The sequence below is a fragment of the Lacimicrobium sp. SS2-24 genome (assembly GCF_002201535.1).
Taxonomy (GTDB): Bacteria; Pseudomonadota; Gammaproteobacteria; order Enterobacterales; family Alteromonadaceae; genus Lacimicrobium.
The window spans coordinates 569,440-596,094 of the sequence record NZ_NIWW01000001.1 but is presented as its reverse complement, the minus strand read 5'-3'; the positions used below and the strand labels follow the sequence as shown (position 1 = coordinate 596,094).

Annotated in this window: 25 protein-coding genes; 14 read left to right on the top strand and 11 right to left on the bottom strand. The window is 50.0% G+C overall.

All coding sequences use genetic code 11. The features are described 5' to 3' along the window. Window positions 1–41 precede the first annotated feature (41 nt). Entirely contained in the window at window positions 42–608 is a 567-nt protein-coding gene (locus CCY32_RS02650; RefSeq protein WP_088329002.1) for a CoA pyrophosphatase, read from the bottom strand. Between the two features lie 21 nt (window positions 609–629). Continuing rightward, on the bottom strand, window positions 630–2,006 hold the full coding sequence (gene pabB, locus CCY32_RS02645) for an aminodeoxychorismate synthase component I (protein WP_246840504.1): 1,377 nt from the start codon (window positions 2,004–2,006) through the stop codon (window positions 630–632). Window positions 2,007–2,385: 379 nt separating this feature from the next. Here pabB and CCY32_RS02640 point away from each other — a divergent pair, with 379 nt between their 5' ends. The 8 genes from CCY32_RS02640 to CCY32_RS02605 all read left to right on the top strand — a co-directional run bounded on the left by CCY32_RS02640 (window position 2,386) and on the right by CCY32_RS02605 (window position 11,479). Further along, window positions 2,386–3,915: a fumarate hydratase gene (locus CCY32_RS02640; RefSeq protein ID WP_088329001.1), complete on the top strand. Its 1,530-nt coding sequence runs from the start codon at window positions 2,386–2,388 to the stop codon at window positions 3,913–3,915. 80 nt (window positions 3,916–3,995) lie between these two features. After that, window positions 3,996–5,405 carry a DNA recombination protein RmuC gene (gene rmuC / locus CCY32_RS02635; RefSeq protein ID WP_246840520.1) on the top strand — a complete coding sequence of 470 codons (1,410 nt, stop codon included), beginning with the start codon at window positions 3,996–3,998 and terminating at the stop codon, window positions 5,403–5,405. Window positions 5,406–5,503: 98 nt separating this feature from the next. Then, window positions 5,504–5,911, top strand: a complete 408-nt coding sequence (locus CCY32_RS02630) for a DUF2784 domain-containing protein (protein WP_088329000.1) — start codon at window positions 5,504–5,506, stop codon at window positions 5,909–5,911. Between the two features lie 66 nt (window positions 5,912–5,977). Then, window positions 5,978–6,457: a CBS domain-containing protein gene (locus CCY32_RS02625; protein ID WP_088328999.1), complete on the top strand. Its 480-nt coding sequence runs from the start codon at window positions 5,978–5,980 to the stop codon at window positions 6,455–6,457. 288 nt (window positions 6,458–6,745) lie between these two features. After that, a complete protein-coding gene (locus CCY32_RS02620; protein ID WP_088328998.1) occupies window positions 6,746–8,170 on the top strand; it encodes an MBOAT family O-acyltransferase in 1,425 nt (474 codons plus the stop codon). Next, entirely contained in the window at window positions 8,145–9,293 is a 1,149-nt protein-coding gene (locus tag CCY32_RS02615; protein WP_088328997.1) for a hypothetical protein, read from the top strand. Before CCY32_RS02620 ends, CCY32_RS02615 begins: the two co-directional genes overlap by 26 nt. Further along, window positions 9,290–9,721, top strand: coding sequence for a universal stress protein (locus CCY32_RS02610; protein WP_088328996.1), 432 nt, complete (start codon window positions 9,290–9,292; stop codon window positions 9,719–9,721). Before CCY32_RS02615 ends, CCY32_RS02610 begins: the two co-directional genes overlap by 4 nt. 270 nt (window positions 9,722–9,991) lie before the next feature. Next, window positions 9,992–11,479, top strand: a complete 1,488-nt coding sequence (locus tag CCY32_RS02605) for a S41 family peptidase (protein WP_168171412.1) — start codon at window positions 9,992–9,994, stop codon at window positions 11,477–11,479. Between the two features lie 170 nt (window positions 11,480–11,649). On the opposite strand, the gene CCY32_RS02600 is transcribed toward CCY32_RS02605, so the two are convergent. After that, on the bottom strand, window positions 11,650–12,318 hold the full coding sequence (locus tag CCY32_RS02600; protein WP_210401667.1) for a heme-binding protein: 669 nt from the start codon (window positions 12,316–12,318) through the stop codon (window positions 11,650–11,652). 233 nt (window positions 12,319–12,551) lie between these two features. Between CCY32_RS02600 and CCY32_RS02595 the strand changes: the two genes are divergently transcribed. Next, entirely contained in the window at window positions 12,552–13,208 is a 657-nt protein-coding gene (locus CCY32_RS02595) for a cupin domain-containing protein (protein ID WP_210401666.1), read from the top strand. An 83-nt stretch (window positions 13,209–13,291) separates the two neighbouring features. On the opposite strand, the gene CCY32_RS17160 is transcribed toward CCY32_RS02595, so the two are convergent. From CCY32_RS17160 to CCY32_RS02580, 4 genes are all read right to left on the bottom strand, one after another. Continuing rightward, window positions 13,292–13,468 (bottom strand): hypothetical protein, encoded by a 177-nt coding sequence (locus CCY32_RS17160; RefSeq protein WP_210401665.1) that lies wholly within the window; start codon window positions 13,466–13,468, stop codon window positions 13,292–13,294. Window positions 13,469–13,654: 186 nt separating this feature from the next. Then, window positions 13,655–13,855: a hypothetical protein gene (locus tag CCY32_RS02590; RefSeq protein WP_141096161.1), complete on the bottom strand. Its 201-nt coding sequence runs from the start codon at window positions 13,853–13,855 to the stop codon at window positions 13,655–13,657. 116 nt (window positions 13,856–13,971) lie between these two features. Beyond that, on the bottom strand, window positions 13,972–14,349 hold the full coding sequence (locus tag CCY32_RS02585) for a hypothetical protein (protein ID WP_088328992.1): 378 nt from the start codon (window positions 14,347–14,349) through the stop codon (window positions 13,972–13,974). A gap of 89 nt (window positions 14,350–14,438) precedes the next feature. Continuing rightward, window positions 14,439–15,317 (bottom strand): hypothetical protein, encoded by an 879-nt coding sequence (locus CCY32_RS02580; protein WP_088328991.1) that lies wholly within the window; start codon window positions 15,315–15,317, stop codon window positions 14,439–14,441. A 347-nt stretch (window positions 15,318–15,664) separates the two neighbouring features. Between CCY32_RS02580 and CCY32_RS02575 the strand changes: the two genes are divergently transcribed. Beyond that, complete coding sequence (locus CCY32_RS02575; RefSeq protein ID WP_210401664.1) at window positions 15,665–16,987, top strand: amidohydrolase; 1,323 nt, start codon at window positions 15,665–15,667, stop codon at window positions 16,985–16,987. Window positions 16,988–17,126: 139 nt separating this feature from the next. Further along, a complete protein-coding gene (locus CCY32_RS02570) occupies window positions 17,127–18,092 on the top strand; it encodes an MBL fold metallo-hydrolase (RefSeq protein WP_168171411.1) in 966 nt (321 codons plus the stop codon). A gap of 24 nt (window positions 18,093–18,116) precedes the next feature. Here CCY32_RS02570 and CCY32_RS02565 read toward each other — a convergent pair whose 3' ends face one another. Next, window positions 18,117–18,536: a VOC family protein gene (locus tag CCY32_RS02565; RefSeq protein WP_088328989.1), complete on the bottom strand. Its 420-nt coding sequence runs from the start codon at window positions 18,534–18,536 to the stop codon at window positions 18,117–18,119. A gap of 193 nt (window positions 18,537–18,729) precedes the next feature. Here CCY32_RS02565 and soxR point away from each other — a divergent pair, with 193 nt between their 5' ends. After that, window positions 18,730–19,170, top strand: a complete 441-nt coding sequence (soxR, locus tag CCY32_RS02560) for a redox-sensitive transcriptional activator SoxR (protein WP_088328988.1) — start codon at window positions 18,730–18,732, stop codon at window positions 19,168–19,170. Between the two features lie 10 nt (window positions 19,171–19,180). Here the strand turns inward: soxR and rimO are convergent, their stop codons facing one another. Continuing rightward, window positions 19,181–20,608 carry a 30S ribosomal protein S12 methylthiotransferase RimO gene (gene rimO, locus CCY32_RS02555; RefSeq protein ID WP_088328987.1) on the bottom strand — a complete coding sequence of 476 codons (1,428 nt, stop codon included), beginning with the start codon at window positions 20,606–20,608 and terminating at the stop codon, window positions 19,181–19,183. A 288-nt stretch (window positions 20,609–20,896) separates the two neighbouring features. Here rimO and CCY32_RS02550 point away from each other — a divergent pair, with 288 nt between their 5' ends. Beyond that, the gene (locus CCY32_RS02550) at window positions 20,897–22,573 is read left to right on the top strand and encodes a response regulator (RefSeq protein ID WP_088328986.1); all 1,677 of its coding nucleotides are present in this window, start codon (window positions 20,897–20,899) and stop codon (window positions 22,571–22,573) included. On the opposite strand, the gene CCY32_RS02545 is transcribed toward CCY32_RS02550, so the two are convergent. After that, the gene (locus CCY32_RS02545) at window positions 22,563–23,396 is read right to left on the bottom strand and encodes an alpha/beta fold hydrolase (protein WP_088328985.1); all 834 of its coding nucleotides are present in this window, start codon (window positions 23,394–23,396) and stop codon (window positions 22,563–22,565) included. The genes CCY32_RS02550 and CCY32_RS02545 overlap by 11 nt on opposite strands. Before the next feature lie 98 nt (window positions 23,397–23,494). Here CCY32_RS02545 and CCY32_RS02540 point away from each other — a divergent pair, with 98 nt between their 5' ends. Beyond that, window positions 23,495–24,661: a GGDEF domain-containing protein gene (locus tag CCY32_RS02540; RefSeq protein ID WP_088328984.1), complete on the top strand. Its 1,167-nt coding sequence runs from the start codon at window positions 23,495–23,497 to the stop codon at window positions 24,659–24,661. Between the two features lie 9 nt (window positions 24,662–24,670). Here CCY32_RS02540 and CCY32_RS02535 read toward each other — a convergent pair whose 3' ends face one another. Next, window positions 24,671–26,449: a cyanophycinase gene (locus CCY32_RS02535; protein WP_088328983.1), complete on the bottom strand. Its 1,779-nt coding sequence runs from the start codon at window positions 26,447–26,449 to the stop codon at window positions 24,671–24,673. Window positions 26,450–26,655 lie beyond the last annotated feature (206 nt).

The window sequence follows — 26,655 nt, the reverse complement described above, 5'->3', positions numbered from 1 at the left end:
CTCAGTTAATAAGGTGTAAAGAAAAGTGTTACGCCTTTAACTCAGCCAAGGTGATTAGACAGATTACGCACAAACGCCGCTGTCGCGCCCCAGATATGCTGTTGTTGCCAGTGAATAAAATAGATAGGGTGGTGATGCCCGCGACGCTGGGCATAATGTACCATATGATGATCCCTGTTCATCAGATAACTCAGGGGCACTTCGAAGATTGACGCCACTTCATTGTGATCCTGTCTCAGCGCCAGGGGCGGCTCAATAATGCCGATGTACGGGGTCACTTCGAAACCGCTGATGGTGCGATAACACCCCAACTGACCGATGATCTCCACCTGCTCTTTATCAATACCAATTTCTTCTTCTGTTTCCCGCAGCGCCGCAGCCAGCAGGTTGTCATCCTGCAGTTCCATGCGTCCGCCAGGGAAGCTGACCTGTCCGCCATGATGGCGCAGATGGCTGGCTCGGCGGGTGAAGAGCATGGTCATCTGCTCTCTGTTGATCAAAGGCATCAGTACCGCCGCCGGATAGCCAGGCTTGTTCAGCGGATAATCGGGTTCGTACTGAACCTGCCGAACGTTATAAAACTGATGTAAAAAAGTGCTTTTGTTCATCGCAGGATGACACTCAATCCCTTAGTTATTGGCTGTATTTTCAGATAACAGTGGTAAAATTTTGTTTACCTTGTGCAAGGTTTCCTGATATTCCATCTCCGCATCGGAGTCCAGCACAATACCGCCCCCGGCCCAGCAATAGAGGTGATTATTTTCACATAACAGGGTACGTATGCAGATGCTGGTATCCATACGACCATCGGCTGACAGATACCCTATGCTACCACAGTATATGTTGCGTCGGTGTGGCTCCAACTCTTCAATGATTTCCATTGCGCGGATTTTGGGTGCGCCGGTAATAGAACCACCGGGAAAGGCACCGCGCAACAAATCCAGCGGGCTGGCGTCGGCCTGCAGTTCACCCTCTACGGTGGACACCAGATGATGCACCGCGGGGAAACTTTCAATGGCAAATAACTGGGGCACTCTTACCGTTCCGCTCTGGCAATGCTTACTGATGTCGTTTCGAAGCAAATCCACAATCATCAGGTTTTCAGCACGATCCTTTTCTGATTCAGACAACGCCATCGCCAGCGCCTGATCTTCATCGGGGTCGGTGCTGCGTGGGCGGGTGCCTTTTATGGGTTTGGTCTGTACCTTGCCCTCCTGTACTGACAAAAATCGCTCTGGTGAGATACTCATGACACACGCATCGGGCACGCGCATAAAAGCAGAAAAGGGCGCCTGATTGGCCTCACGAAGCTGCTGGTAGGCCAGCCATTCATTACCCTGATAGTCTGCTTTAAAGCGTTGGGCCAGGTTAACCTGATAGCAGTCACCGGCGAGCAGGTATTCATGGATGCGCGCCAGCTTTTGTTTGTAATCCTGTTTACTCATGTTGGAGTGCCAGGCACTGGTGAGTTTAAAGGGGGCGTGTGCCTGAGGCGATGTTCTGGCCAGCCGGTTGAGCGTATCAGGGGCTGGCGCCGGATAATCAGGATGGCTGAGCAGCCAGGTTTCACCGCTTTGGCGGGATTTCACCACCGCCCAACTGTAGATGCCGATGGCCATATCCGGTGCCTGGGTATCGGCCTCGGCACGTTCAGGGAGTCGTTCGAAACGACGGCCCAGGTCATAGGAAAAATAACCCGCGGCACCACAACTGAAGGGAAAATCTTTAACACTGGTCAAAGACGCATCGGAAAAGTATTCCTTTACCAGTGTCTCAACAATCTCAAGGGGGGCGGCGTCGCTGTTCTGGTGTTGTTGATGGGCATAGATGTGACTGCGTGGTCCTTTGGTGGTCACCCAGGCCAGTGGCTCGGCCAGCATCACGTCGAATTCGCCGTTAACATGTGCGCTGCCGGCAGAATCGAGCAACATGGCCCAGTCCTGATCGCAATAGTGGCCAAACAGGCATGGCAGGTCTAACTGTGATTCGAGGGAATGTTTATTCACGTAACTACCTAAAAAAGAGGATGAAATGCGTGTCAGGGTGAAGCGAGCCTGAGACACTGTCTGCCTTCACTGGCCCCTGTGCCGTGAGTAAAACAGCCGCAACACTCGGATGTCTGTAAAAGGGCATAAAATACCGCAGACCATTCACAGTGCCAACATGCCATCCTGATACCGTTTTTCCATACACGATTAAACCGGTTAAAAAACGTCCGAAAAGCGCCAGATAAAGGCAGTGAGTCGCAGCAAGAATGGGTCGGCAGCGGTATATTTTAAAGTGTTTTAATCTCCCGCTGAAGCCTGCATTTTGCGCTGACATGGGTATATAATACGCCAACCAAATATTCAAACAACAAAGACCAGACTCGCTAAGGGGCCAAGCATGACACAGATCCGTCAGCAGGATTTTATTGATAGCATTGAAGATGCACTGCAGTTCATTTCTTATTATCACCCACTGGATTATGTCAAAGCCGTTGAGCAGGCATATGAGCGCGAAGAAAGCGAAGCCGCCAAGGATGCCATGGCGCAGATACTGATTAACTCGCGCATGTCTGCTGAGGGCAAGCGCCCGCTGTGCCAGGATACCGGTATTGTCACCTGTTTTGTCAAAATTGGCATGCAGGTAAGCTGGGATAAAACCGATATGACCGTTCAGGAAATGGTGGATGAGGGCACACGTCGCGCCTATCTGAATCCTGATAATCCGCTGCGCGCCTCGATTGTGGCGGACCCTGCCGGCGCCCGTAAAAACACCAAAGACAATACCCCTGCAGTGGTGCATATCGATATGGTGCCCGGTGACAAAATTGAAGTGATGATTGCCGCAAAAGGCGGCGGCAGTGAGAACAAATCTAAAATGGTGATGCTCAACCCGTCTGATGATATCGCCGAATGGGTGGTCAAAACCCTGCCCACTATGGGGGCAGGCTGGTGTCCGCCGGGCATGCTCGGAATAGGTATTGGCGGTACGGCAGAAAAAGCCGCCGTACTGGCCAAAGAAAGCCTGATGGATCCGGTAGATATTCAGGAACTGATGGCCCGTGGCGCCGAAACGACTGAAGAAAAGCTGCGCCTGGATATTTTCAAGAAGGTCAACGATCTGGGTATCGGCGCACAGGGCCTGGGTGGCCTGACGACGGTGGTGGATGTGAAAATTAAGTCTCTGCCAACTCATGCGGCCTCTAAACCTGTGGCCATGATCCCTAACTGCGCCGCTACCCGCCATGCGCACTTTACCCTCGATGGCAGTGGACCATCGGAGCTGCAGGCGCCGAAACTGGAAGACTGGCCTGAAGTGACCTGGGAAGTGGGGGCGAACACTCGTCGGGTGAACCTCGATACCGTCACCAAAGAAGACATTCAGGACTGGAAAGTGGGTGAAACCGTGTTGCTGTCGGGCAAGATGCTGACCGGTCGTGATGCGGCTCACAAACGCATTCAAACCATGCTGGATAATGGTGAAGGGCTGCCTGAGGGTGTGGATTTAACTAATCGTTTCATCTATTACGTGGGCCCTGTGGATGCAGTCGGCGATGAGGTCGTGGGACCGGCAGGCCCGACGACCGCCACGCGCATGGACAAGTTCACCGACATGATGCTCGATAAAACCGGCCTGATTGGCATGATTGGTAAAGCCGAGCGAGGCCCGGCAACGGTAGACAGTATTGCCAAACACAAGGCGGTGTATTTGATGGCGGTAGGCGGTGCGGCTTATCTGGTGTCTAAGGCAATTAAGAAATCCCGTGTTGTGGCGTTTGAAGATTTGGGTATGGAAGCCATTTATGAGTTTGAAGTGGAAGACATGCCGGTAACCGTTGCGGTAGATAGCACCGGCGCCAATGCCCATGAAACGGGCCCGGCTATCTGGAAAGCCAGAATCGAAGAACTCGACAGCGCCATGAGCAAGTGAGCATGGCGTTAAATCTGCAAATGCTGGAGCTGGCCCTTGCCGCTGGAGGGCTGGCCCTGGGTGCGTTAGTCAGTGGCTGGATGGTGTCACGCCGCGCTCGGGCGAAAGAGCAGGCGCTGCAAGCCGAACTCAATCATGTGCAGCAACAGCACCAGCAGGATCAGCACAGTCTGCATCAGGCATACGAGCAACTGGATGAAGTGAAGCGCAAGCTTGAGCATACCCACGAGCAACAGCTGCAATTACAGTCTGAGCTGGGCCAGTATCGTCAGCAGGCACAGCGTATTCCTGAGCTACAGCAACAATCACAGCAATGGCAGGATAAGTGGCAGTCAGCCAGTGATGAATTGGGTGAACTACGCACCGCACTGGAATCGCAAAAAGCACGCTTCGAGCAGGAACAAAAAGCCGCAGAAGAAAAGCTGGCTTTGCTTAAAGACGCCGAACAAAACCTCAAACAGCAGTTTGAGAATCTGGCCAATAAGATTTTCCAGCAGAAAACAGAAAACTTCACGACAGCCAGTAAACAAAGCCTGGACAGTTTACTGACCCCATTGAAGGATCAGATTGAGGGCTTTAAAAAGCAGGTCAGTGATCAGTACACCAAAGAGGGGCAGGAGCGCGCTTCACTGAAGACAGAAATCCTCAATCTCAAGCAACTCAATGTGCAGATTACCGAAGAAGCGGCGGCCTTAACCCGTGCCCTGAAAGGCGATAATAAGAAGCAGGGCAACTGGGGTGAGGTGGTGCTGGAGCGTATCTTAAGCGAATCTGGATTGCGCGAAGGCCATGAATATGACACCCAGGGCCAGTATAAGGATGAACAGGGCAAGGCGTATAAGCCTGATGTGATTGTGCACCTGCCCGGTGACAAAGATGTGATCATTGATGCCAAGATGTCACTGGCCGCCTACGAGCGCTACTTTAATGAAGAAGATGACGCCAGTCGTGAGCGTTATCTGAATGAGCACATCACCTCTCTGCGTAATCATATTAAGGGATTGGGTAACAAGGACTATCAGAATCTAGAGGGCGTGAAAACGCTGGATTATGTGCTGATGTTTGTGCCGGTCGAAGCGGCATTTTTGCTGGCTATCGACCATGCCCCTGATCTGATTAAGCTGGCACTGGATAACAACATTATGCTGGTCAGCCCGACGAATCTGTTGGTGGCGCTGCGCACCATAAACAATATCTGGCAGTACGAATACCAGAATCAGAACGCCAAAATTATTGCCGACAAAGCGGCCAGGCTGTACGACAAATTTGTCGGTTTTGCCGAAGATCTTGAGAGTCTGGGTAACAGTTTACAGACCGTGCAGAAGAAATATGATGGCGCCATGAATAAGCTCTCGGAAGGGCGTGGAAATCTGGTGCGCCGGGTTGAGGAGTTTAAGAGCTTAGGGGTACAAAGCAGTAAAAAACTCAGTACTAAGATGCTTGAGAGTCAGACGCTGGATGCCGATGACAATGAACGGGCAGGGGGTTAACGGGCAGTAACCCTACTCGTCTGCCCTTGCTCAATGCCAAAGTTGCGCACGGAGGGCATTAGGGCTGCGACAGACGGAGTTTACTGAAGGAGGGCAACATGAGTTCACAGCAACTGTACCTGCTCGCAGCTGATGCCATCCTCATCCTTCATTTTGCCTTTGTCCTTTTTGTGGTGTTGACGCTGGTGCTGATTTTTATCGGCTACTGGCGTGACTGGCACTGGATCAGAAACCGTCGTCTTCGCATCCTGCATTTAGCTGCCATTGGTTTTGTGGTGATCCAGTCCTGGCTGGGGCAGAACTGTCCATTAACCGGATGGGAAATGGCGCTGCGCCAGCAGGCCCGGGATGTCACCTATGATGGCGCTTTTATCGCCCATTGGGTGTCGGAATTACTCTATTATCAGGCCCCGACCTGGGTCTTTACGCTGGCATATACTCTGTTTGGATTGTTGGTCATGCTGAGTTGGTATTGGATCCGGCCTGATCAGAAAAAGCGCGCTTAAAAAGCGCTGTAATATATTGGCAAGCGATTATAGTATTGATATGCATATACTTTTTAGGTTAAGGCGATGAAAGTCAGTAGAATCATGACCTCTGACGTGGTCACTGTGGGGCTGGACGATAATCTGGGTAAGGTATACCAGATATTTGCACAGCACCGCTTTCACCATGTGCTGGTGGTAAAGGGAAAGACTCTGCTGGGTATTATTTCCGACCGTGACTTACTCAAGAGCCTGAGCCCGCGCATTGGTACGCCCATGGCGAATGATTACGACCAAGCAGCCTTTAAACGAAAAGTCTCGCAGATCATGAGCCGTGAACTGGTGGTAATACTGGAAAATGAATCGGTGTTACAGGCGGTCAGGTTGTTTAATCGCCACCGTATTTCCTGCCTGCCGGTGGTGAATGCTGAGAGAGAGTGGGTGGGCATTCTGAGCTGGCGCGATGTGTTCCGACAGATTGAGAAAGTCAAAGGGTCTTCCACGCTGCTCACTCCTGAAAAAACCACACCTACAGAAGTCCAGTTGGCTGACCCGGATAAGCTCTGACTCACAGCGACATCTTCCTGATTTAATCACCACGGCGTCAAAACGTTCTTGCCCAAGCACTGCCTTCAGCTTGCCCCTGTATTGGATTACCGACATTACCTCAGAGCAGAACACCTGGTTTGAGGCCGCACCAAAGTGCAAGCATGGGCTTTATTTCCACATCGTAATCAGTTTATTGCGTTTGGGTATAACCCTGCTAGCTTTAATACACCGCACAAGGTCGTCTTTTTGCGTTTTTGAAAGGGTGCGAAGCCAACAATAACCATAAAAACCGGAGTGCGGCTCCCTATGTTGTTCAATTCCCTGACCTTTATTGTCTTTTTTGCCATTGTTCTGGCGCTACATTACTCGCCTTTATCCTGGCGAATTAAGAAGATCAGTCTGCTGATTGCCAGTTACTTGTTTTACGCTGCCTGGAACCCGCTATTCATTATTTTGCTGTGGATCTCCACAGTTGTAGACTGGCATGTGGCCAGATGGATTTACAACGAACAGGATGAGCGTAAACGCAAGGGCCTGCTTTGGCTGAGCCTGGCCACTAACCTGGGCATTCTGGGGTATTTCAAATACGGCGGCTTTTTGCTGGAAAACTGGCAGGCGATGATGGCGTCGGTAGGCATAGACTATCAGGTGCCTGAGTGGTCCATCATTCTGCCGATGGGGATCAGCTTTTACACCTTTCAGACCATGGCCTACAGTCTGGACGTATATTTCCGACGCGCGCAGCCTGCCAGATCTTTTCTCGACTTTTCGCTGTTTGTAACCTTTTTTCCGCAACTGGTGGCCGGCCCCATCGTGCGCCCGGGTCATCTGATCCCGCAATTTACTACCCCGCATTATGCCAGAGTGAACCAGTTTTTCTGGGGGATGGCACTGGTGATCCTGGGATTGTTCCAAAAAGTGGTGATTGCCGATGGTTTTCTTGCGCCCATTGCTGAAGCGGTGTTTGATGCCAAAAGTGCGGTTGGTTTTACCGATGCCTGGTTAGGTACTTTTGCCTTTGCCGGACAGATTTTCTCTGATTTTGCCGGATACTCGACCACCGCCATTGGTGTGGCCTTGTGTCTGGGCTTTTCCTTACCCACCAACTTCCGTTTTCCCTATGCGGCGATTGGATTTTCTGATTTCTGGCGTCGCTGGCACATCTCACTCTCAACCTGGCTAAGGGATTATTTATATATTCCCTTGGGTGGCAATCGCATGAGCAACACCCGTACCTACATTAATCTGATGCTGACCATGTTACTGGGCGGTCTGTGGCACGGTGCCAGCTGGAACTTCGTGGTGTGGGGAGGGCTGCACGGGAGCTTTCTGGCCATGGAGCGTTTTTGTTCGGCCAGGTGGGGGAGTCTGGCTGTGGTCAGTCAATCCTGGTTCAGAGTGGTGATGGCACTGTTGACCTTTCTTGCTATCAATATTACCTGGGTATTTTTCAGAGCCGCGGATTTCACCACCTCAGGTAATATGATTTCAGCCATGCTGGGATTTGCACCAGAGGATGCTGCCACGCCATTGCCTTATCTTTATATTATTGAAGTGTGCGTGATCATGGCGCTGTTATTACTGGCACACTGGAAAATGCGCGACACCAACCTCGAAGACGTCGTCGCCCGTTTCCCGGCCTGGCTGGTTACCGCGGTGCTGGCTGTTATGACCATTGCCATTATTTTTACTCAAGGAACCGGAAATGCCTTCATCTACTTCCAATTCTGAGCATGAAAATAGTGCTGTCAGGTATCGCGAAATACCCACACAGCCCTGGGTCAATGCCACCTTTGTTGCTGCGCTGATTGTAGTGGCGGCGATTATTGCCTGGGAGGCATTGGCAAGATCAATGCACCATATTCCCGGTACCTATCAGTCAGGCTTTAAAGAAATGTGGGCAGAGGAACGTAAAAAACTGGATGCGCCGAATGACATTCGTATTGTTATCACTGGCTCAAGTCGCATTCTGTGGGCCACCGATCTGGATATTATGCAGCAGCAATTCGGTACCCGTCCTATACAACTGGCACTACCGGGAACTAGCCCGGCTATTTTTGTGGAAGATGTGGTCAATAATACGGACTTCGATGGTCTGGTTTTGGTGGGCATAACACCATTTCTCGTTAACTGGATAGGCCCTGGCTATTTCGGTGGCCCGGCGCTGGACTTTTATAAGGAGCCTTCACCGTCAGATATCTCCGGATTCTACCTGCATGATTTTTTGTCTGAGTATCTGGCCTTTCTGGATGAAGCTTTTTCCTTACCCGAGCTTAAAGATCACTATATCCAATTACCGCAGCGAGAGGGGGCCAAAGTGCTCAATCAACAAGGCTGGAAACTAGGCGATGTGTTTGCCGATCGCCAGACCGATATGTGGCCGCCGGTGGAACAGGTAGGCTCTTTTGATAATCAGCAGGTTATTAACTTCTGGACGCGGGGTATTGATCTCGATAAGCCTGTTCCTGAAGAAAAACGCCAGGAGATGAATCAGGGACTGATCGACTTTTTCAGGCCGCTGGTGGAAAAACAGCGGCAGAAAGGCGGAGATATCGTGTTTATTCGCATGCCTTCCAGCGGCGATTATCTCAGGAAAGAGCTGCTGAATGATTATACTGAAAAGTTCTGGAAACCTGTGATGAGTGAATTGAACGCGCCGTATCTGGATAGCTTTGATCATCCGGAGCTGTCGACCGATCTGGAGATTCCCGAATGGTCACACTTATCGCGCCAGAGCCAGGATGACTGGAGCGAACGGGTGCCTGCACATATTGAACGAGTCTATCAGACTGTTCGTGAAAAGCCTCTGAAAACCATTATTGGCCCTGACAGAAAAAAGGATGACACCTTATGAGCCTTGTTGTCGCAATTGATTTTTCTAGCGGAACCAGCGCACTGATTGACGCCGTAGCAGATATGGCCAAACCATCGGAGTCAGTCTATTTAGTGCATGTGGAAGAGCCAGATCCTGATTTTGTCGGCTTTGAGCCGGGTCCGGAGAGTGTGAAACAACACCTGGTAGACAAACACGATGAGGCAAAACGCAAATTGACTGAGTTGGCAAACAACCTCTCCAGAACTGACATTAAAGCCAATATTGCCATTCTCCGAGGACAGACGGCTAAGGAAATCATCGCAAAAGCTGATGCTGAGCAGGCGCGAATGATCATACTGGGCAGTCATGGTCATGGTGCTCTGTACGACCTGTTGGTGGGTAGTGTGGCCGAGTATGTGATCCGATCTTGTTCCTTGCCAGTGCTGCTCGTACCGATAAAAAAGTAAGGTGGAAAGCGTAAGCCGCTAAGGGCCTGTGTGTTTGCCAAGCTGTAAACGCCAAAGAGATACTGATTGCACCAAACAAAACATCGGTTTAGGCTTTGATTTCAACTGGCGTGAGCAAACCCCGTACGTGAGCATTGTATGTTTGCTGCTTTGTGCTTCTCTTCGCCCCCCTCAGTTGACTGAATTTAAATAAATGCTATACGGTAGCGAGTAAGCTTCCGGGTAAACGGCGTACCGTATGAGCCGAAGGGCAGGTCAATGGAAGATAGTGTGTTGAAGAAACTAAAAGGCATCAAACGATGGATTATTCTGGCCATCATTCTGGTTGCAGCAACTTATTATTATTGGGCCTTTGTTCGCGAACCTGACTGGCGCGAGAGTGCTATTCAGGATATTGATTTTATTCACCAAACACTGAGCAATGACCACCCAGGCGCAAGGGATGAGGCCAACCCACAGTTCTCGCAGACCCTTGAAAAGGCCCACCGGTTTGCCTCATCCTTGGCAGAACGGGCCAATAGTCCAGCAGGTTACTATTACGCAACGCGGGCGATGACCATGCCCTTTGAAGATGCCCATTTGGCCGCTCAGTTCTATCGAGCAATTCCCCGAAACCGGCAGTGGCCTGGTTTTTTCGTATCCATTGGTGACAACGGGCAACTGAGAGTCGTCAGCCGTGATGCTGACAAATCCCCACCGGTGGATGCTCGTCTGCTGTCCTGTGATGGTAAATCGCCTAAGACCCTGTACGAAGAGAGGGTAAAGCCATATATTTTCAGAAGCTGGTTACCGGCGTTACAGGCAGGAGACTGGCCCTGGATTCTGATTGATGCAGGTAATCCCTTTTTGCCGCCACTTGCGGCCTGTGACTTTGACATTGGAGGAAAAGTAGAAACGTACCCACTGAAATGGCAGCCTCTTGAACCCACCATACTGACCGAGTTTACCCATTCTGTAGAGCCTCGGGTTGACCCGTCTACGGCGCTACAGTTTGTTGGTGATGAGATTGCCTGGGTATCAATTGCCAGCTTCTTCGATAGTGGTGACAGTGTCAGTGAGGAGCTAGCGAGCTTAATTCAGTCAATAGAGGAACAACGAGAACGGCTCGAGCGTGCAAAAGCGCTGGTAATTGACGTGCGTGGCAATCTTGGTGGCGCGAGTGCTGCGGGCTATGATGTGGCAAAGGCATTGTGGGGAGATGGGTTTGTAGCCGATCGTATCCCTCGATTCAGCAGCACTGACTGGCGTGCATCAGATAACAACCTCGATCGTCTAGACTCTGCTATGTTAGGGCTGCGGCTTAAGTTTGGCTCGGACAGTGATTTGTATAAAAAGGTCTCGGAAATTCGAGACGGGTTACAACAGGCTAATGCAACTGGACAACCGTTCTTTGTTCAGCTTCAGCCTCAACCTGAGAGAACCAACGCCGCGTCCAGAACGTTGCCTGAAAACGTATTCTTTTTAACCGATTTTGATTGTGTAAGTGCCTGTTTAGACTTCGCCGACCTGATGGAAGCGATTGAGGGCGTCACACATATTGGTACACAGACCTCTGGCGATACCTTTTATCTTGAGGTGGTATCGGCGGAACTGCCCAGTGGTATTGGCCAGTTGGTGTACCCAACGGCGATTCATCGAGGCCGGGAGCGGGGGGTTAACCAAAGTCATCAGCCTGATTTACCTTTCACTGGTGATATCTCTGATACCGCGGCGATTATCGACTGGTTGTCTACCCGAATAGAAACATCCAATGATTAATGTGATTGCTCCACTCAACTAGAACTTGGCAACGGCGTGTCATTTTGGCGGTGCAAAGGGCGCCGCGCTGCTTATGAATGAACCTGCCATTTTCACCTGGTTGTTGGAAATGTCATCATTGTGGCGGCATTGAATTTGCTCAGAAGATAAGTCGTTGCGGCTGCAATCCTTCAGTTCTGTGACGTTTTATCCAGTGTAGATGCGGCTGAGGGTTCAATGCTGACCATCACTTCATTGCGGCGCATAAACCAGGGCCACCAGGGCGGGTTATAACGCGCGTAAACAGGCTGATCTATGGGTCTAATCTGGTGCCTTTTTAGCGCAGACAACAGAGTCTGCTCGTTGTCACGGTAATTCTCTTGTGTCCAGAAACCGCTGTACCGCTTCACTGCCATGATTTTACCAGGAATCTCGGTCACGGTAACACGTGGATCATTGGGTTGAGGGATGGTTTCAAGGGTGTATTTTGAGGGTAATACAAAGCTGACGGTAAACTGATCCGGGCGCTGGTTTTGACCTTGCATCACCGGTACCGCCATGGCGATTTTTTCTCCCGAGGCCGGTTCCTGATTCACCGGCACGGCCATGCGCATTTTCTGATTCTGGCTATTGTTTCCTGACAGATAGTCCAGCAATACATCGTGTGCCTCTTGCCCTGCGTTATTAAAATCACTGCTGACGGTCATGCGGGCGACCAGAAACGGGTCATAATGGCGGATTTCGATACCATCGAATTCTGTATTGAGCTCGTAGGTGGGCTCTTCAAGGGCCTCCACGTGGTGGCTGATAAGCATACTAAACACAGCGATAAAGCAGATGAAAAAAGCAAACCTGGGCATGGTGATCTCATTATTGGCTGTATGGAGTATCAGTTTACGCATGGTTTGTAAAAATGGTTTATTGTTCCCATACCATCGGGCAGTGAACACCATGCATGAAGAGTAAATGTGCTCAAGGGGTAATCATATTTTTTAGTTACAGGCCCTGTACGGCAATACACAGATTGAGCTTATGACCCTAAGGCACGGTAAAAACGATTGGGCTTTAGCCCAGAGACAGATGAGGGATAGTTATGCACCTTAATGCGGATTTTCAGCAACGGGTGGTGATTCGGCCACAGGATTATCACTGGGTTGATTCGCCGATGCCGGGTGTAAAGCGCATGATGCTGGATCGGAGAGGGGATGAGGTGGCCAGAGCCACGTCCATTGTTCGCTATGAGCCACACAGTGAGTTTTCTGCGCATACCCATTCAGGCGGAGAAGAATTCCTGGTACTCGAAGGGGTGTTTTCCGATGAGCACCAGGATTACGAAAAAGGCTGCTATGTGCGCAATCCCATTGGCACCTCTCATCAGCCCAGAATTGGCAAAGAAGGGGCGACGATTTTTGTCAAACTGCATCAGTTTGACCAGGCGGATCTGGAGCAGAAAGTCATTTCCACCGCGCAGCAAAGCTGGTATCCAGGGCTGGTTGAAGGGTTAAGGGTGATGCCCTTACATGACTTTGAAAGTGAACATGTCGCCCTGGTGGAATGGGCGCCTAACACCAAATTCAATCGTCATCGTCACTGGGGAGGCGAGGAGATCCTGGTGCTTGAGGGGACCTTCTATGATGAACACGGCGCGTATCCAGCAGGCTCATGGATACGCAGCCCACACCTGAGTGAACACAGCCCTTATACCCGAGAAGATGGAGCGTTGATTTATGTAAAAACCGGGCATCTTTGAGGTTAACAATGGTTTGGTGCACCGGATACAGCAGAGTCTCTGGTGCAGCCCACATTGTGCCTTGCTGCGCGAAAGGGTAGTGATTAATCATCATCGGGTTCTAACAATCCCACCCAGAATGCGATCTCAAGTAAGACGCCCAGTACCAAGAACCCAAATACGCCCTGGGTAAAGCCATAGTAGTAAGAGCCTGCCGCCCCAAGCAGCAATAAAATCAGGATGATGGAATGGTTTTCGGCCAGCTTTCCCACAATGCGCATTTTCCTTTTGGGTGAGTCATCTCTTCAACTTACCCTGTTGGTGAGGCGAGTTCAAAAGCACTGAGTAACAAAAAATGACGGCACAGGTTAGTCAGTGAAACCGCCATCGTTTCCCATGTGATAGTCGTTAATTGGGATTTCACCCTTCTTATTACCAGCATTTCTTATCAGCTCGTTGTTTATCTTTTAAGCTTTTGTGCCAGGTAATAAGCTTTTTGATACACCCACACCAGCTATTACAAGAGCGAGAGAAAGTGAAATGAAAATGCCGACATCTACATTGCTGAATAGCATGTTATTTGAAAGCCCATTGATTAAACCACCGAGTAAAGAAAAAGCGATAGCCAATAGGACAAACCAAATAATGAATAATATTCCTTTTTTCACAATGAAATCCTTTTTAATCAACCGATACCCATTTCAAGATAGCTGCTTTTTTTAGGGGAGTCAAAATCCGAAAAGTGAGGTTGACACCACACGCTCCAAGCCGCAGACCAGGATTATTATGTATCAATGCTAGAACTCCCTTCGTATACGTTAGCGCTGAATATATACCAGGCATTTTCGATTTGGTGACAAATATACAGAGTACGAAAGTCTATATGCGAACCTACAGTCATAATGCGCCATCCAATAGTAACCGCAACTTTCTTCTTTCCTAGTTGCTGTTTTTCAAGAATATTAAATTGGGCTTTTTGATAGCCAAAACCACGCATGGCTTTACAGTTGGCGAAAAACTTCTTAATAAGTGCAGCCTTATCAGTAAATGTCTGGACGCCATCTGCATCAGAAACAGCACAAGGTAAGCGGTAGAGGCTGGCTATTTTTTCCGGATCAAACGCATCGAAAGCTGCTGCGTACTTTATAAATAGTTCTTCCATACTTATGCTTTCCTGTTACTCCTGACACATAATACCGCGCTCTGGTGTAAACCGAAGCACAGAGTAGGTTTACCCCTGGCGGCGGTTTGTTATCTGAATACTTTGTTTCCAAACTGATCGTGATCATAGCTGAACGCCTCGAATAATTTTGAGCTTGCTGCCTTATCCGGATTTTTTCTTATGAACTCATCAAAACTGGCTTTATGCTTTTCTGGTATTTTGTCATATGCATCTGATACTGCCTGAGCCTTCTCAACAATGTAATTGATAAAACCATCAGGCCACCAATATTCTCTTGGGCTAATCTTCCCGTGTTTAATGGCAATTCTGCTAGACCTCATCTTCTTCAGTTCTTTTGCTTTAATTACACCCAAAACAATGAAGCAAGGGAGCTTTGTGTATATATATAAATCTGTTGAGTTTCCAATAACATCCATTGCCATTGTACGCAAAAAATATCTATTGATGTTTGGTGGTAACCCTGATTCAGTTGTAGATTCAATTCGTTCTAGGGGAAATACATGTTGCTCATATTGATATAAGTTCGATTCCTCACCCAGCAAAAATTTCTGTAAATATCGCTCAGCAGCATCTAGAGATTTGTTGTATTCGTCAGTTTTTTTCTCGGATTCATTCTTACTACGTATATATGTAAGAGTTCGCCAAGACAAAGAAGCACATAATCTTGACATCCATTCACCATAATTTGCTACAGATTCACCTCTATCAGCAAATGGGTAAAACACCTTGTTTGCAAATTCTCTCTCCCAGTCTGAAAACAGCGCTTCACAACCTCCACAAAGCCAATATTCTTTAGCAATATCCTGAGCACGCTTATTGACTTCGTTACTTTCCCGAATGTAGCCAGTAACACCTGTTTTCTTTACCCATTTTCCAATGAACTTCGGAATGAAGTGGCTTTCTTTTAACGTCGATTCAGATTGGAAAAGCCGACATATCCCTTGCATCTCGACCTCCCAGTCCAGATAAAAAATTTAATCTGTGGCGAAGCGCCGTATCTAAATAAGGCTTTATGCCGTATTTTTACATTGTTTTTTTCTAGCATGTTCTGTAACCCCTGACCAGCCTGATGGTTCCCATTATCCTGGTAAGTGCAGGGCAAAAACGGCGCTTTGCGGCAGTTTTTCTGTTTTACGAATGTCCGCCTGTTTAGCCTTGATGTTGTGGTGAGTACAGATCTTGAGTCTTAAATTCTGCTAACGTTTTACGGTGAGTGATGGGTGCTGATTTTTGCCAAGTTTGGTGATTCGCTGTAGGCTGAGGTGTATGCAGATTTAACCCTTAAGGATAAAACATGGCTGCCTTTAAACCCCTGATTGTATTACCCCTTTGTCTTAGCATGCTGAGCATCAATGTCAGCGCCAATGCGCTGCGTGAAAAGGTGCAGCAGGATTTGCCCGAGCTGATGCAAACTTATAAGCATCTGCACCAGTACCCTGAGCTTAGCGGTGATGAAGAAAAAACCGCAGCGGGGCTGGCGGCCAAGGCACGTGAGCTTGGCTTTACGGTTACAGAAAACGTTGGCGGCCACGGTGTGGTGGCGGTAATGCAAAACGGGCTGGGGCCGGTGGTGATGATCCGTGCCGATATGGACGCCTTACCGGTGGAAGAGAAAACCGGTTTGCCCTATGCCTCTAAAGTGGTAGCCACCACCGAAGATGGTATTGAAAGCCCGGTGATGCACGCCTGTGGGCATGATACCCATATGGCAGGCTGGCTGGGTGCGGCAAGGGCGCTGGTAAGTGAGAAAGATAACTGGTCCGGTACCCTGGTGATGATCCTGCAACCCTCTGAAGAGCGGGGGCGGGGGGCTAAGAATATGCTGAATGACGGGCTGTATGAGCGCTTTCCCAAGCCGGATTATGTGATTGCCTTTCATAACTCGGCGGCCTTGCCCGCCGGTGTGATTGGCTATACGCCGGGTTACACCCTGGCCAATGTGGATAGCGTGGATATTATTGTCAAAGGCGTCGGCGGCCATGGCGCTTATCCTCATGACACGAAAGATCCGGTGGTACTGGGCAGTCGCATTGTGACCTCACTGCAAACCCTGGTCAGCCGTGAGCTGGACCCACAAGACCCGGCGGTCGTCACTGTTGGCAGTTTCCAGGCGGGCTCCAAGCACAATATTATTTCTGATGAGGCGCGTCTGCTGCTTACGGTACGCAGTTATTCAGATGAAACTCGTCAGAAACTGCTTGATGGTATTGCCCGCATCGCCAAAGGTGAGGCCATTGCCGCCGGTATGCCGGAATCGCTGATGCCGGAGGTGACCGTCAAAGATGAATACACACCCTCTACCTATAACACTCCGGACTTTACCCGAAACATGGCCGAGTACTTTGCCGGGCGTTTTGGTGATGCACGCATTCAGCAGGTGCCGCCGGTGATGGCAGGGGAAGATTTTGGCCGTTACTACCGCGCGGATCCCAGCATTAAAAGCATGATTTTCTGGGTCGGCGGTGTGCCGCAGCAGAAATGGAACGCGGCCAAGGAAAATGGCACAGGGTTGCCATCATTGCACAGTCCATTCTGGGCTCCGGATGCCGATGCGGTGATAGCGACCGCCGCCGAGGCACTCAGTGCCGCCGCGATAAACATCATGGCCAGGGAATAAGTGATCATTTCACAAAGTGGCGCGTAATCACCAGGCAGACACGTGGCAGGAGCGGTAAACCCTAATGCACAGAAGCTGGTTGTTATTATTGCCTTTAGTATTTTGGCTTAGTGCTTGTTCGACGGCCCCTGAGGGGCGTGTGAGCAAAGTGGTGGAGCGCGACGGCGCGGTGTATCAGAATCCGCATATCGATGATGCTGACAAAAGCGTGTTCTCTTTTGCCTGGACCAAGTACTTTGGTGATGTGCCCTTTGCGGATCAGCAAAGTCAGGCACACCTGATTACCATTGCAGAGAAGCTGGAGGATTTAAAACAGCCCGCTAATGGCCTGCGTGTTACCTGGCTTGGCCATTCCACCTTTTTAATCAGTATGGGGGAGGTACATATTCTCACCGATCCCATACTCACAGAGCGGGCCTCGCCGGTGAGCTTTGCCGGCCCCGTGCGCCTCGCGCCCATGCCTTATGGCATTGGGGATTTGCCTCCGATAGATCATGTTGTGATCTCTCACAATCACTACGATCACATGGATGAGCAGACCATCCATGCCTTACCTAAGGACATTACCTATCATCTGCCGCTTGGTGTGGGGCAGTGGTTTGCTGAAAATGACGCTGGACCCTTTAAAACCCAAAGTTATGACTGGTGGCAGCAGGGTCAGTTTGCCGATGTCACGATCACCGCCACCCCCTCTCAGCACTGGTCGGCCAGAGGTTTGTTTGACCGGCGCCATACCCTGTGGGCAAGCTGGGTCATCAATATTAGCGGCAAGCGCATATGGTTTGGCGGGGATACAGGCTATAACGCCATTGACTTTAAACAGATTGGCGAGCGTTTCGGGCCTTTTGATCTGGCACTCATCCCCATCGGGGCCTATTCACCGCGCGATTTTATGCGCCAGTATCATATCAATCCTGAGGAGGCGGTACAGGTGCACCAGGAAATCGGCAGTAAACGCAGTATTGGTATGCACTGGTCTACGTTTCAGCTCAGTGCAGAGCCTTTATTTGAGCCCAAGTCCCGGTTAGAGCAGGCGGCGGCGAAGGCCGGGGTGGAAAAGGCGTTTACCACCCTGACGATTGGCGAAACTCTGTATCTGCACTGACTCCATTTAGCGCTGACGCTTTTATCAGAGATACAGATTACGCTTTTCGGGCAGATCACTGTGATACTGCACAAACTCCACTTCAAACCCATCGGGGTCAAGGTAGTAAATGTTACTCCGATAAGGGTCTTCGCTGCCTTGCTTTGCCGGGCTGAATCCGGCGTCTTTCAGTCGTGTGATTACAGCCTCAAGATTGCGGGTGATAAAGGCAAAGTGTGCCAGTCCTACCCGGTTTGAGGTCAGATCGCGGTTATCACCGGAGCCGTTGTCGTTCAGGGTCAGATACTGATAGGCATCGCCAAAATGGATCCAGTTTCTTGGAGTGCCGTACCAGTCTGCCTCGCCTTTACCCCGTATGCGCCAGTGCGGAAAGGCTGCCTGATAAAAGCGCAGGCTTTGTTCAAGATCCCGTACCACTAAATTCAGGTGTTCCAGCTGCATCATAATGTGTCTCCTTACTTAAAATACATGGTTTGATTGACCAGGCGAAAGTAGCCCTTGCAAAAACGTTTGAACGGGCTGTTGGTGGTTTTGGTGTTGCGGTTTGGCGTGTCTTTCATTTTCTTGCTCCTTTTTTTAATGGCAGGAGTATGCTAAAACCTCAAGTTAAGTTGAGGTAAAGGGCTTTTTTCAAAAAATGAAAACACAGGAATTCAGTGTGGGGCAGGTGGCAAAACGCTGTGGTGTAAGTGTATCGGCACTGCACTTTTACGAGAGCAAAGGGCTGATCGCCTGTGGGCGTAACGGGGGTAATCAGCGCCGATTTAGTCCCGATGTGATACGCCGGGTAGCCGTAATAAAGGCGGCACAGAAAATGGGCATCAGTCTGGCAGAGATACAACAGGCGTTTTCGGTACTGCCCAAACACCGGGCACCGGATAAAAAAGACTGGCAGGCACTATCGAGCGGATGGCATCAGCAACTGAGTGAGCGCATTGAGTACTTGCAGCGGCTCAGAGATTCGCTGACCGGCTGTATTGGTTGTGGGTGTTTGTCGATGAGCAAATGCCCGGTGTATAACCCGGACGATAAACTGGCCCCGCAAGGTCCGGGGCCGGTGATTCTGGATAAGGCGTAAGCCGTCGGCTTTATGCCTGTGAGCCTACACGCGTGCCCCACAGGTCATACTCGTCGGCATGCTCGATGGTAACCGTGACCATATCGCCGGGCTTAAGCTCGGTATCCCCGTTTAAGTACACCATGCCGTCGATTTCGGGGGCATCGGCGTAACTGCGGCCAATGGCGCCTTCTTCGTCCACTTCATCGATCAGGACCTGCATTTGCTGACCGATACGCTTTTGTAGTTTGGCGGTGCTGATGGCCTGTTGTTTGAGCATAAAGCGCTCGTAGCGTTCTTGTTTCACTTGTTCTGAAACGGCATCGGGCAATTCGTTGGCTTTAGCACCTTCCACATCGGAGTACTTAAAGCAGCCAACACGATCAAGCTGAGCTTCATCGAGAAAATCCAGCAACATCTGAAAATCTTCTTCGGTTTCACCGGGGAAGCCCACAATAAAGGTTGAGCGGATAACCAGCTCAGGGCAGATTTCGCGCCATTTTTTGATGCGCTCCAGGGTGCGCTCTGCCGCTGCGGGACGCTTCATCAGCTTAAGAATTCTGGGGCTGGCGTGCTGAAGGGGAATATCCAGATAGGGCAGCACTTTACCTTCTGCCATCAGTGGGATCACCTTATCCACTGAGGGATAGGGGTACACGTAGTGCAGGCGCACCCAGATGCCCATTTCACCGAGTTTTTCACACAGCTCGGTCATGCCGGTTTTCACCGGCATACCGTTCCAGAAACCTGTGCGGTTTTTCACATCTACGCCATAGGCGCTGGTGTCCTGGGAAATTACCAGCAGCTCTTTAACGCCTGCGGCTTTGAGGCGCTGAGCTTCGTCCAGCACTTCACCAACCGGACGGCTGACCAGATCGCCACGCATTGAGGGAATGATGCAGAATGTACAGCGGTGGTTACAGCCTTCAGAGATCTTCAGGTAGGCAAAATGTCGCGGCGTAAGTTTAACGCCATGATCCGGCACCAGATGCTGAAAGGGGTTATGTTCAGGCTTGGGCAGATAATCATGCACCTGTTCCACCACCGTTTCGTAGGCGTGAGGGCCGGTAATGGCAAGCACATTGGGGTGCACTTCGCGGATTTCGTCTTCTTTTACACCCAGACAGCCGGTGACAATCACCTTACCGTTTTCATTCAGGGCTTCACCAATGGTATCCAGCGATTCCTGCACCGCCGAATCGATAAACCCGCAGGTGTTAACGATGACCAGGTCGGCATCATTGTAGGTATTCACCACGTCATAGCCTTCAGTGCGCAGCTGGGTCAGAATGCGTTCAGAGTCCACCAGGTTTTTCGGACAGCCGAGCGAGATAAAACCGATGCGATTACCCCCGGCAACATCCATGGTTTGTCCTTCTTTGGCACTTTGTTCATTCAGCACCTTTTTTGGGGTGTCCAGGGTGGTGGTTTTGTTGGGGGTAAAGATCTCTGCGCTCATTGTCTCTCGCTGTCTGCTGGCATCATAAAAAATTCAGGAGGGCCTGAAAAAAAGTGGGCGGATTATACCTGAAGCCGGCACAAAGCACAGGGGGGAAGGTTAAAAAATAGCCGTATTGGTTGAACTCTGTCGCTCACCTGGAGCTGACTGACTAAATTCTTAGCAATCGCTGCGCAGATTTGCGCATGTTGTGGAATTTAAACCGGATAAACCATATATTGAGGTATGAGTTTGGGCAGAATTGTATGATTCTGCATGGGTAAGCGCTGGGCGGGCAGTTAAGATTGCATGGATAAAGATGATTTAAGTAATTTGGACGCACTCAATGTACTGATTATTGATGATCAGACATTGGTACATGACATTCTCAAGTCCACCTTCTACGACCTCGGCATCCGCACCGTAAAAAGTGCAGAGAATGCCTATTTTGGTCTTCGTCTGTGTGATCAGCAAAAATTTCATGTGGTCATCTGTGCTTTTAACGTAAAAAGTGACAAAGATGGCTTCCATCTGCTCGAGGAGCTCAAATTTAAGGGCCATGTTACCAAGCGAACCATCCTGATTTTTCTCAGTGCTGATACCGATGAAAGTCTGGTTAACAGCATTGCCGAACTGCAACCCGATGACTTCTGGGTTAAACCCTTGTCACCAGCACAGGTGAAAAAGCGTCTTCCTCATGTGCTGGAAGTAAAAAAGACCCTGTACAACATTTATCAGGCGGTGGATAACAAAGACTACGGCAAGGCGATTTATTACGCCGACCGGCATTTGCTCAATCCGGCACTGGCTAAATATCAGATGCAGCTATTGCGCATGAAAGGGGAAAGCTTACTGGCGATCAACGAGCTGGGCGATGCCGAAGCTTATTACCGCGGCCTGATGGAAAAATACACCGCATCCTGGGTATACCTGGGCTTTGTTAAAGTCTTGCTCAAACAGGACAAAATGCAGGAAATCAAAGAGCTGCTGGCAAAGCTGACCGACAAAGTCGAGACCCGCTTTGCCACCTATGATCTGCTGGCACAATACTATATCGAACGTGAAGATTATGAGCAGGCGTACGAGGAAATCAAAAAGGCCGCAGAGCTGGCGCCGCGCAATATTGAACGTAACAAAAAGCTGTGGGATTTAGCCCGGCTTACTCATGATCACCAGGGCCAGTATAAAGCCACGCAGGCCATGGCCAAATATGCCAAAAACTCCATTCATGATTCTCCGGCACTGATGTTTAACGTGATTCGCTCTGGTATCGATCTGGCCTGCACCCTGACCGGTGAAGCGTCACTGAAAGTGCTCAAACAAACAGAGCGCTATGTCACCGATCTGGAGAATAACTACGGTGCCAACGAAGATTTCAAAGAGCAGTTAGTAGTGGTCAAAGCCCGTATTCATAATGCCCGGGAAGAGCGTGACCGCGCCGAACGTATTGTGGATGCTCATGTGTCGCTTAAGGCGACCCGGTCGGTGGAAGACAATCTGGACAAAGTAAAAGTGTTCCACGAACTGGGCCGTCGTGAAGAAGCCATTAGCTTGCTGGACAAGGTAAAGAAACAAATCGGCGGTGACGGCCTGACCAGTCAGGTGGTGGGTAAATATATTGAACAGGAAACCTCAGAGCGTGAAGAGGTGCACTTTACACCTAAGCAACTCAATAGCATGGCCGTGGAACTGTTTAAGAAAAACAAGAAGGTACCGGCACTGAAATCCCTTGAGCAAGCGCTGCAACTGACACCCAAAAATGTACGGGTGTCGCTGAGTATTTTGAAGGTGCTGGTTGCCATTCACCGTGACGAAGGGCTGGATGCGGATCAGCTCGAACTGGCCGAACGCACCCTTGAGATACTGAGCAAGAGTAAGCTCGACGAAAATCAGCAAAAAGCCTTTAACGATTTTGTCAAAGAGCTGCCTCAGAATTCGTCACCCGCTAACGCACAGGATGCTCCTCAGTCGGGCCTTAACAGTTAAGCCAGCGCACGATGCGCCGGGTAACGCGCGGATTCATCAGCAATCCCATATGACTGATGGTGCACAGCCTCACCTGGGTGGTGTTGTTGAGCAGGGCACGGTGTATGGGAAACACCACCAGATCGTTTACCGATGCCAGGGTCATCACCGGCAGCTGCGGAGCCATGTCACTGAATTCCGGCAATTGATGCAGCAGTGGGCTGTGAGGATGAAACATTTCTTTGAGCCAGGGCAGGGTGAAATCGCCCACCGCCTGGGTTCCATGATGGGGTGTGCCCAGGGTGATCACTGATTTGATGCGATGGATATCTTCAGGGTAGTGTTGCAGTAACATACGACATACTAGCCCCCCCATGGAATGGGCCAGCAGGTGAACAGGCTGTTGCTGATGACTGTTAAAACTCTCTTCCAGTGCTGTATGCAAACTATCCACATACTTTTTAGGATCCACGTAGGGGCGACCTAAATTGACACTGAAGGTGGCCATCCCCTGGCGTTCCAGCGCCTGGCGCAGCCCCCAGAAACAACTCCCGTTCATGTGAAAGCCATGTATGCACAATACAGCCGGTTGGGTCTTGTCAACGAGCCGGTGGCGTCCATTTCTGTTGCTTTTAAACACCAGCCAATAGCTCATCACCACCACGGCATGCACAATCTCCAGATAAAACTGCCATAGCTGGTAAACACTGAGCCGGTAAAAGCGTAACTGCTTACGCTGGTAGTGGTGTTTGACCCGAAAATACAACAACACAATCGCACTGGCGTAGCCGAGAACAATCACAAGCAGCAGGGATAAAACGATGAGCAAAGAGGTATAAGCCATAGAATTTAGGGAAAATGATTCTAAAACAGGGTTGGGATATCATCATATTTGGTATTAGACTGCTAATAATTTGTTAAATATTGTAATCCGAGGTGTCATTGCAACAGTTTGGCTTTAACGCTGCCGTACTCTTTGTGGTCACCGCGGCGTTCTACTTTATGGTGTTTATTTTGCCTAAGCAGGCAAAAGCCAATCAACAGATAGCCCTGTATTGCTTCCAGTACTCCTTCATCATGCCTTTTCTGGCGTTTATCGCCTTCGTATTGCGCTTCAGCGGTTACGATGCCCTGTCTGTCCTGCTCACCAACCTGTTTTTACTCAGTGCCATGTACCTGTTTTATTTTGGTATTCGCGCACGGTTCGCCTGTTTGCCATCGTGGCTCAATGTGGTGGCCGCAACCCTGCACATTGTTCTCTTCGCTGCTGCCCAATGGCTGACGTTTTTCCTAGAAATGCCCTCCTGGACACGGGATATCAATAGTTTTTTTAATTTGTCTTTGCCCTTATGGCTGACTATTGTGTTTATTCATCAGCATCCCCGGCGCAGCAACTATGGCGACCGTGTAGTAAAACTCGCGCTGGTGTCTATCTGGCTGGTGCTTACGCTGGTTCTGCCCACGTACATTGTCCTGAACAAGCCTGATAGCAATGAACTGACCAATATTGCCACTCTGGTGGCAATGGTGCTGGAGTGCTTGCTGTTTTGTGGGGTGGCTATCAGCTATATCTATGATTTGGTGGAGAAACTAAAAAACGATGCCTATACGGACAAGCTCACAGGGCTGCGCAACCGTCGTTTCTTTAACCGGATCACCTCCGGGGTGTTTTCGTCCGCCCAGCGCTACGGGTTTAGTACTTGTGTCATTCTGGCGGATATTGATGACTTTAAACAACTCAATGATACCCACGGACATATGAGCGGCGATGAAGCTATTCGCTCAGTGGCCGACGCCCTGAAAATGCTGCTAAGAGAAGAAGATATTCTGATCCGCTTTGGTGGCGAGGAGTTTCTGGCGCTGCTTCCTAATACCGATTTTAACACCGCATTAAAAGTGGCTGAGCGCATGCGCCATGCTGTTGAGAGGATGTCCAACCCTGAGATACCCAACCAGATAACCCTGAGCCTTGGGGTAAGCCAGGTGAAAGATTTGGATGATCTGGAGTCGTCCATTCAGCGGGCCGACGCGGCCATGTATGACGCCAAGCAACGGGGCAAAAATCAGGTGGCCAGGGATAAGGGCGTTATCGCTGAAGTGGCCACCTGAGCAAAGTTGTCAGTTCTCTGCGCCAAAGGCGAGATGGGTATAACTGCAACGGGGTTCGCCTGCTACCGCGCCAATGGCAAAGCGGGTGTCTTCAGTGGGCATGGTCACATAGGCCACCTTGTCCAGGGTCCAGTTAAGGGGCTCCCGGGTGCCACAGTTATGGCTAAGCAGCCTGCGCCAGACGCCTTCTTTGAGCGGCGGTTCTACTTTTTGTACTTCATTCGCAGCCTTGCCCGCAAGCTCAAAGGTCAGTTCGCCGGTCTCTTTGGCATAAGTGAGTTTGTCGCCGTGGTTTAAAAAGTGGCTGCTGGCCACCAGTTGTCGTTTGCCATCCTGGAGCTTGTAGATACCGCTTTTGCTGTCGCTGATAAATACACCGCCCTGACCGATTACCTCCATCTGTACCGGTTCACTGTTGGTATTGACCATTAAGGCTGTGGCTTCATCCACACCAAAACCGAAGCGGGTACCGGTATAGGTGCTTAAAAGTGCCAGTCGCGCCTCACGATTACGCTCTGAAAAGTGGGTATCCATAATGCCCAGCGTGAACAGGCCTGAACCGCCACGTGCGCGGTAGGTCAGGTCGCCACCTTGCAGACCATGTTGACAGGGATTGTCGGCACTACAGCGAATACTCGGTGGTGGAGTGGCGAAGGGACCACGGGCAAAGGCTGTGGCAGAGTCACCGTTGGAAATCATCGGAACCGGGCGCTGTTCAAATACCCCGCCTGATTGCACCGCAGTACCTGCACTGGTGCCACCCACTACCAGTTCTCCGGCTTGCAGTCGCTGTTTAATGCGCTTTAATTCGATGCTGTCTTTGCCCTCCGGCGTCAGCAATGAGGCTAATGTGAGGCTCTGGTCTCCGCCGTTAAAAAAGATCCCCTGAACAGTACTCAGTTGTTGTAAAAGTTGCTGTGGCTGCTGACAATATTGCTGTTGCAACGCCGTACGCAGTGGATAGATTGCCTCGCGATTAAAGCTGCCATTGTCAGCGCGAATAGCGTTAAGTCGGCTGCATCCATCTAAACCTTTATTTTCTAACGCCCGCGCCTGTTGATAGGTTTTGTCCAGTGGCAGCCAGATCACCTCAGCACCAGCATCTTCGAACACGGAGGTATAGAAATCTGCTACTTCAAAGGGATCGCGACTGGAGGCTGTAATGACCGCTACTTTGGGTTTTTGTGCCGGAGCGTTTAACCGACTTCTGGCCATGTCCACAAAGCGGCGGTAAATGGCAGTAGAGTGGGGGTTTAGATTGTGCTCAAGGGAGGTGACTTCCTTTTTCCTGTTGCCCTTGTCATCTGTCTGGGGCATCTCGAAGAAATCGAGCATAGCGTAGTAAAGGGCATCAGGGAGTTCCTGGTAAAACACAGAACCATTGAGGTGGGTAAAATTGATTCTGGCAAAAGCATCGCCGAGCGCTTCGCTGCTCAGGACTTTATTCTTCTGCTTTGCATAAATATTCTTAATTACCCGTTCAAAATCATGTCGGTATGCTTCAGGTTGTTGCAAAAAGGGCGGGGATTTTAACAATGCCCTCAGGGTGTTTTCGTTGATTTGATAAAAAGACTGCTGTTTCGTGCTCGCGGAAAATGGCTCGCCATGGCAATTGCTTTGGCTATAACTTGAGCAGGTTGAGAGCCCTCCACCTACCAATATAAGGTTGTAGTTATCACTGGTTTTTTCATGTTTTTCACTGCTATTGCCTGCATTATCGACGGCATTGGCGACAAAAGAGGTTGAGAGGGAAAGTATTGAAACTGCAAACAGCGCAGACACTCGCATAACGGAGATTCCTGTGTGAGAAGGTTAAATTTTTGTTGACATGCTTTTACGCTAAAGGTAATTCTATTAGGGTGTCAATGAGATTGTGAAACGCCAAAAAAAGCGCGAAATCGCATAATTATTGGTCAAAACGAGTTAACCAAAACGAAGTCATTATGTTGAAAAAAGCGGTCAACCTGACCAGTTATCATTACAACAGCTTCTAT

Bases quoted from the DNA above. Each gene is read 5' to 3' on its own strand.
- CCY32_RS02585 (WP_088328992.1), bottom strand. From the start codon at position 14,349: ATGGAAGAACTATTTATAAAGTACGCAGCAGCTTTCGATGCGTTTGAT.
- CCY32_RS02595 (WP_210401666.1), top strand. From the start codon at position 12,552: ATGCACCTTAATGCGGATTTTCAGCAACGGGTGGTGATTCGGCCACAG.
- rimO (WP_088328987.1), bottom strand. From the start codon at position 20,608: ATGAGCGCAGAGATCTTTACCCCCAACAAAACCACCACCCTGGACACC.
- CCY32_RS02630 (WP_088329000.1), top strand. From the start codon at position 5,504: ATGAGTTCACAGCAACTGTACCTGCTCGCAGCTGATGCCATCCTCATC.
- CCY32_RS02640 (WP_088329001.1), top strand. From the start codon at position 2,386: ATGACACAGATCCGTCAGCAGGATTTTATTGATAGCATTGAAGATGCA.
- CCY32_RS02565 (WP_088328989.1), bottom strand. From the start codon at position 18,536: ATGATGCAGCTGGAACACCTGAATTTAGTGGTACGGGATCTTGAACAA.
- CCY32_RS02580 (WP_088328991.1), bottom strand. From the start codon at position 15,317: ATGCAAGGGATATGTCGGCTTTTCCAATCTGAATCGACGTTAAAAGAA.
- CCY32_RS02600 (WP_210401667.1), bottom strand. From the start codon at position 12,318: ATGCCCAGGTTTGCTTTTTTCATCTGCTTTATCGCTGTGTTTAGTATG.
- CCY32_RS02535 (WP_088328983.1), bottom strand. From the start codon at position 26,449: ATGCGAGTGTCTGCGCTGTTTGCAGTTTCAATACTTTCCCTCTCAACC.
- CCY32_RS02550 (WP_088328986.1), top strand. From the start codon at position 20,897: ATGGATAAAGATGATTTAAGTAATTTGGACGCACTCAATGTACTGATT.
- CCY32_RS02615 (WP_088328997.1), top strand. From the start codon at position 8,145: ATGCCTTCATCTACTTCCAATTCTGAGCATGAAAATAGTGCTGTCAGG.
- CCY32_RS02620 (WP_088328998.1), top strand. From the start codon at position 6,746: ATGTTGTTCAATTCCCTGACCTTTATTGTCTTTTTTGCCATTGTTCTG.
- rmuC (WP_246840520.1), top strand. From the start codon at position 3,996: ATGGTGTCACGCCGCGCTCGGGCGAAAGAGCAGGCGCTGCAAGCCGAA.
- CCY32_RS17160 (WP_210401665.1), bottom strand. From the start codon at position 13,468: ATGCGCATTGTGGGAAAGCTGGCCGAAAACCATTCCATCATCCTGATT.
- CCY32_RS02575 (WP_210401664.1), top strand. From the start codon at position 15,665: ATGGCTGCCTTTAAACCCCTGATTGTATTACCCCTTTGTCTTAGCATG.
- CCY32_RS02610 (WP_088328996.1), top strand. From the start codon at position 9,290: ATGAGCCTTGTTGTCGCAATTGATTTTTCTAGCGGAACCAGCGCACTG.
- CCY32_RS02545 (WP_088328985.1), bottom strand. From the start codon at position 23,396: ATGGCTTATACCTCTTTGCTCATCGTTTTATCCCTGCTGCTTGTGATT.
- CCY32_RS02650 (WP_088329002.1), bottom strand. From the start codon at position 608: ATGAACAAAAGCACTTTTTTACATCAGTTTTATAACGTTCGGCAGGTT.
- CCY32_RS02625 (WP_088328999.1), top strand. From the start codon at position 5,978: ATGAAAGTCAGTAGAATCATGACCTCTGACGTGGTCACTGTGGGGCTG.
- soxR (WP_088328988.1), top strand. From the start codon at position 18,730: ATGAAAACACAGGAATTCAGTGTGGGGCAGGTGGCAAAACGCTGTGGT.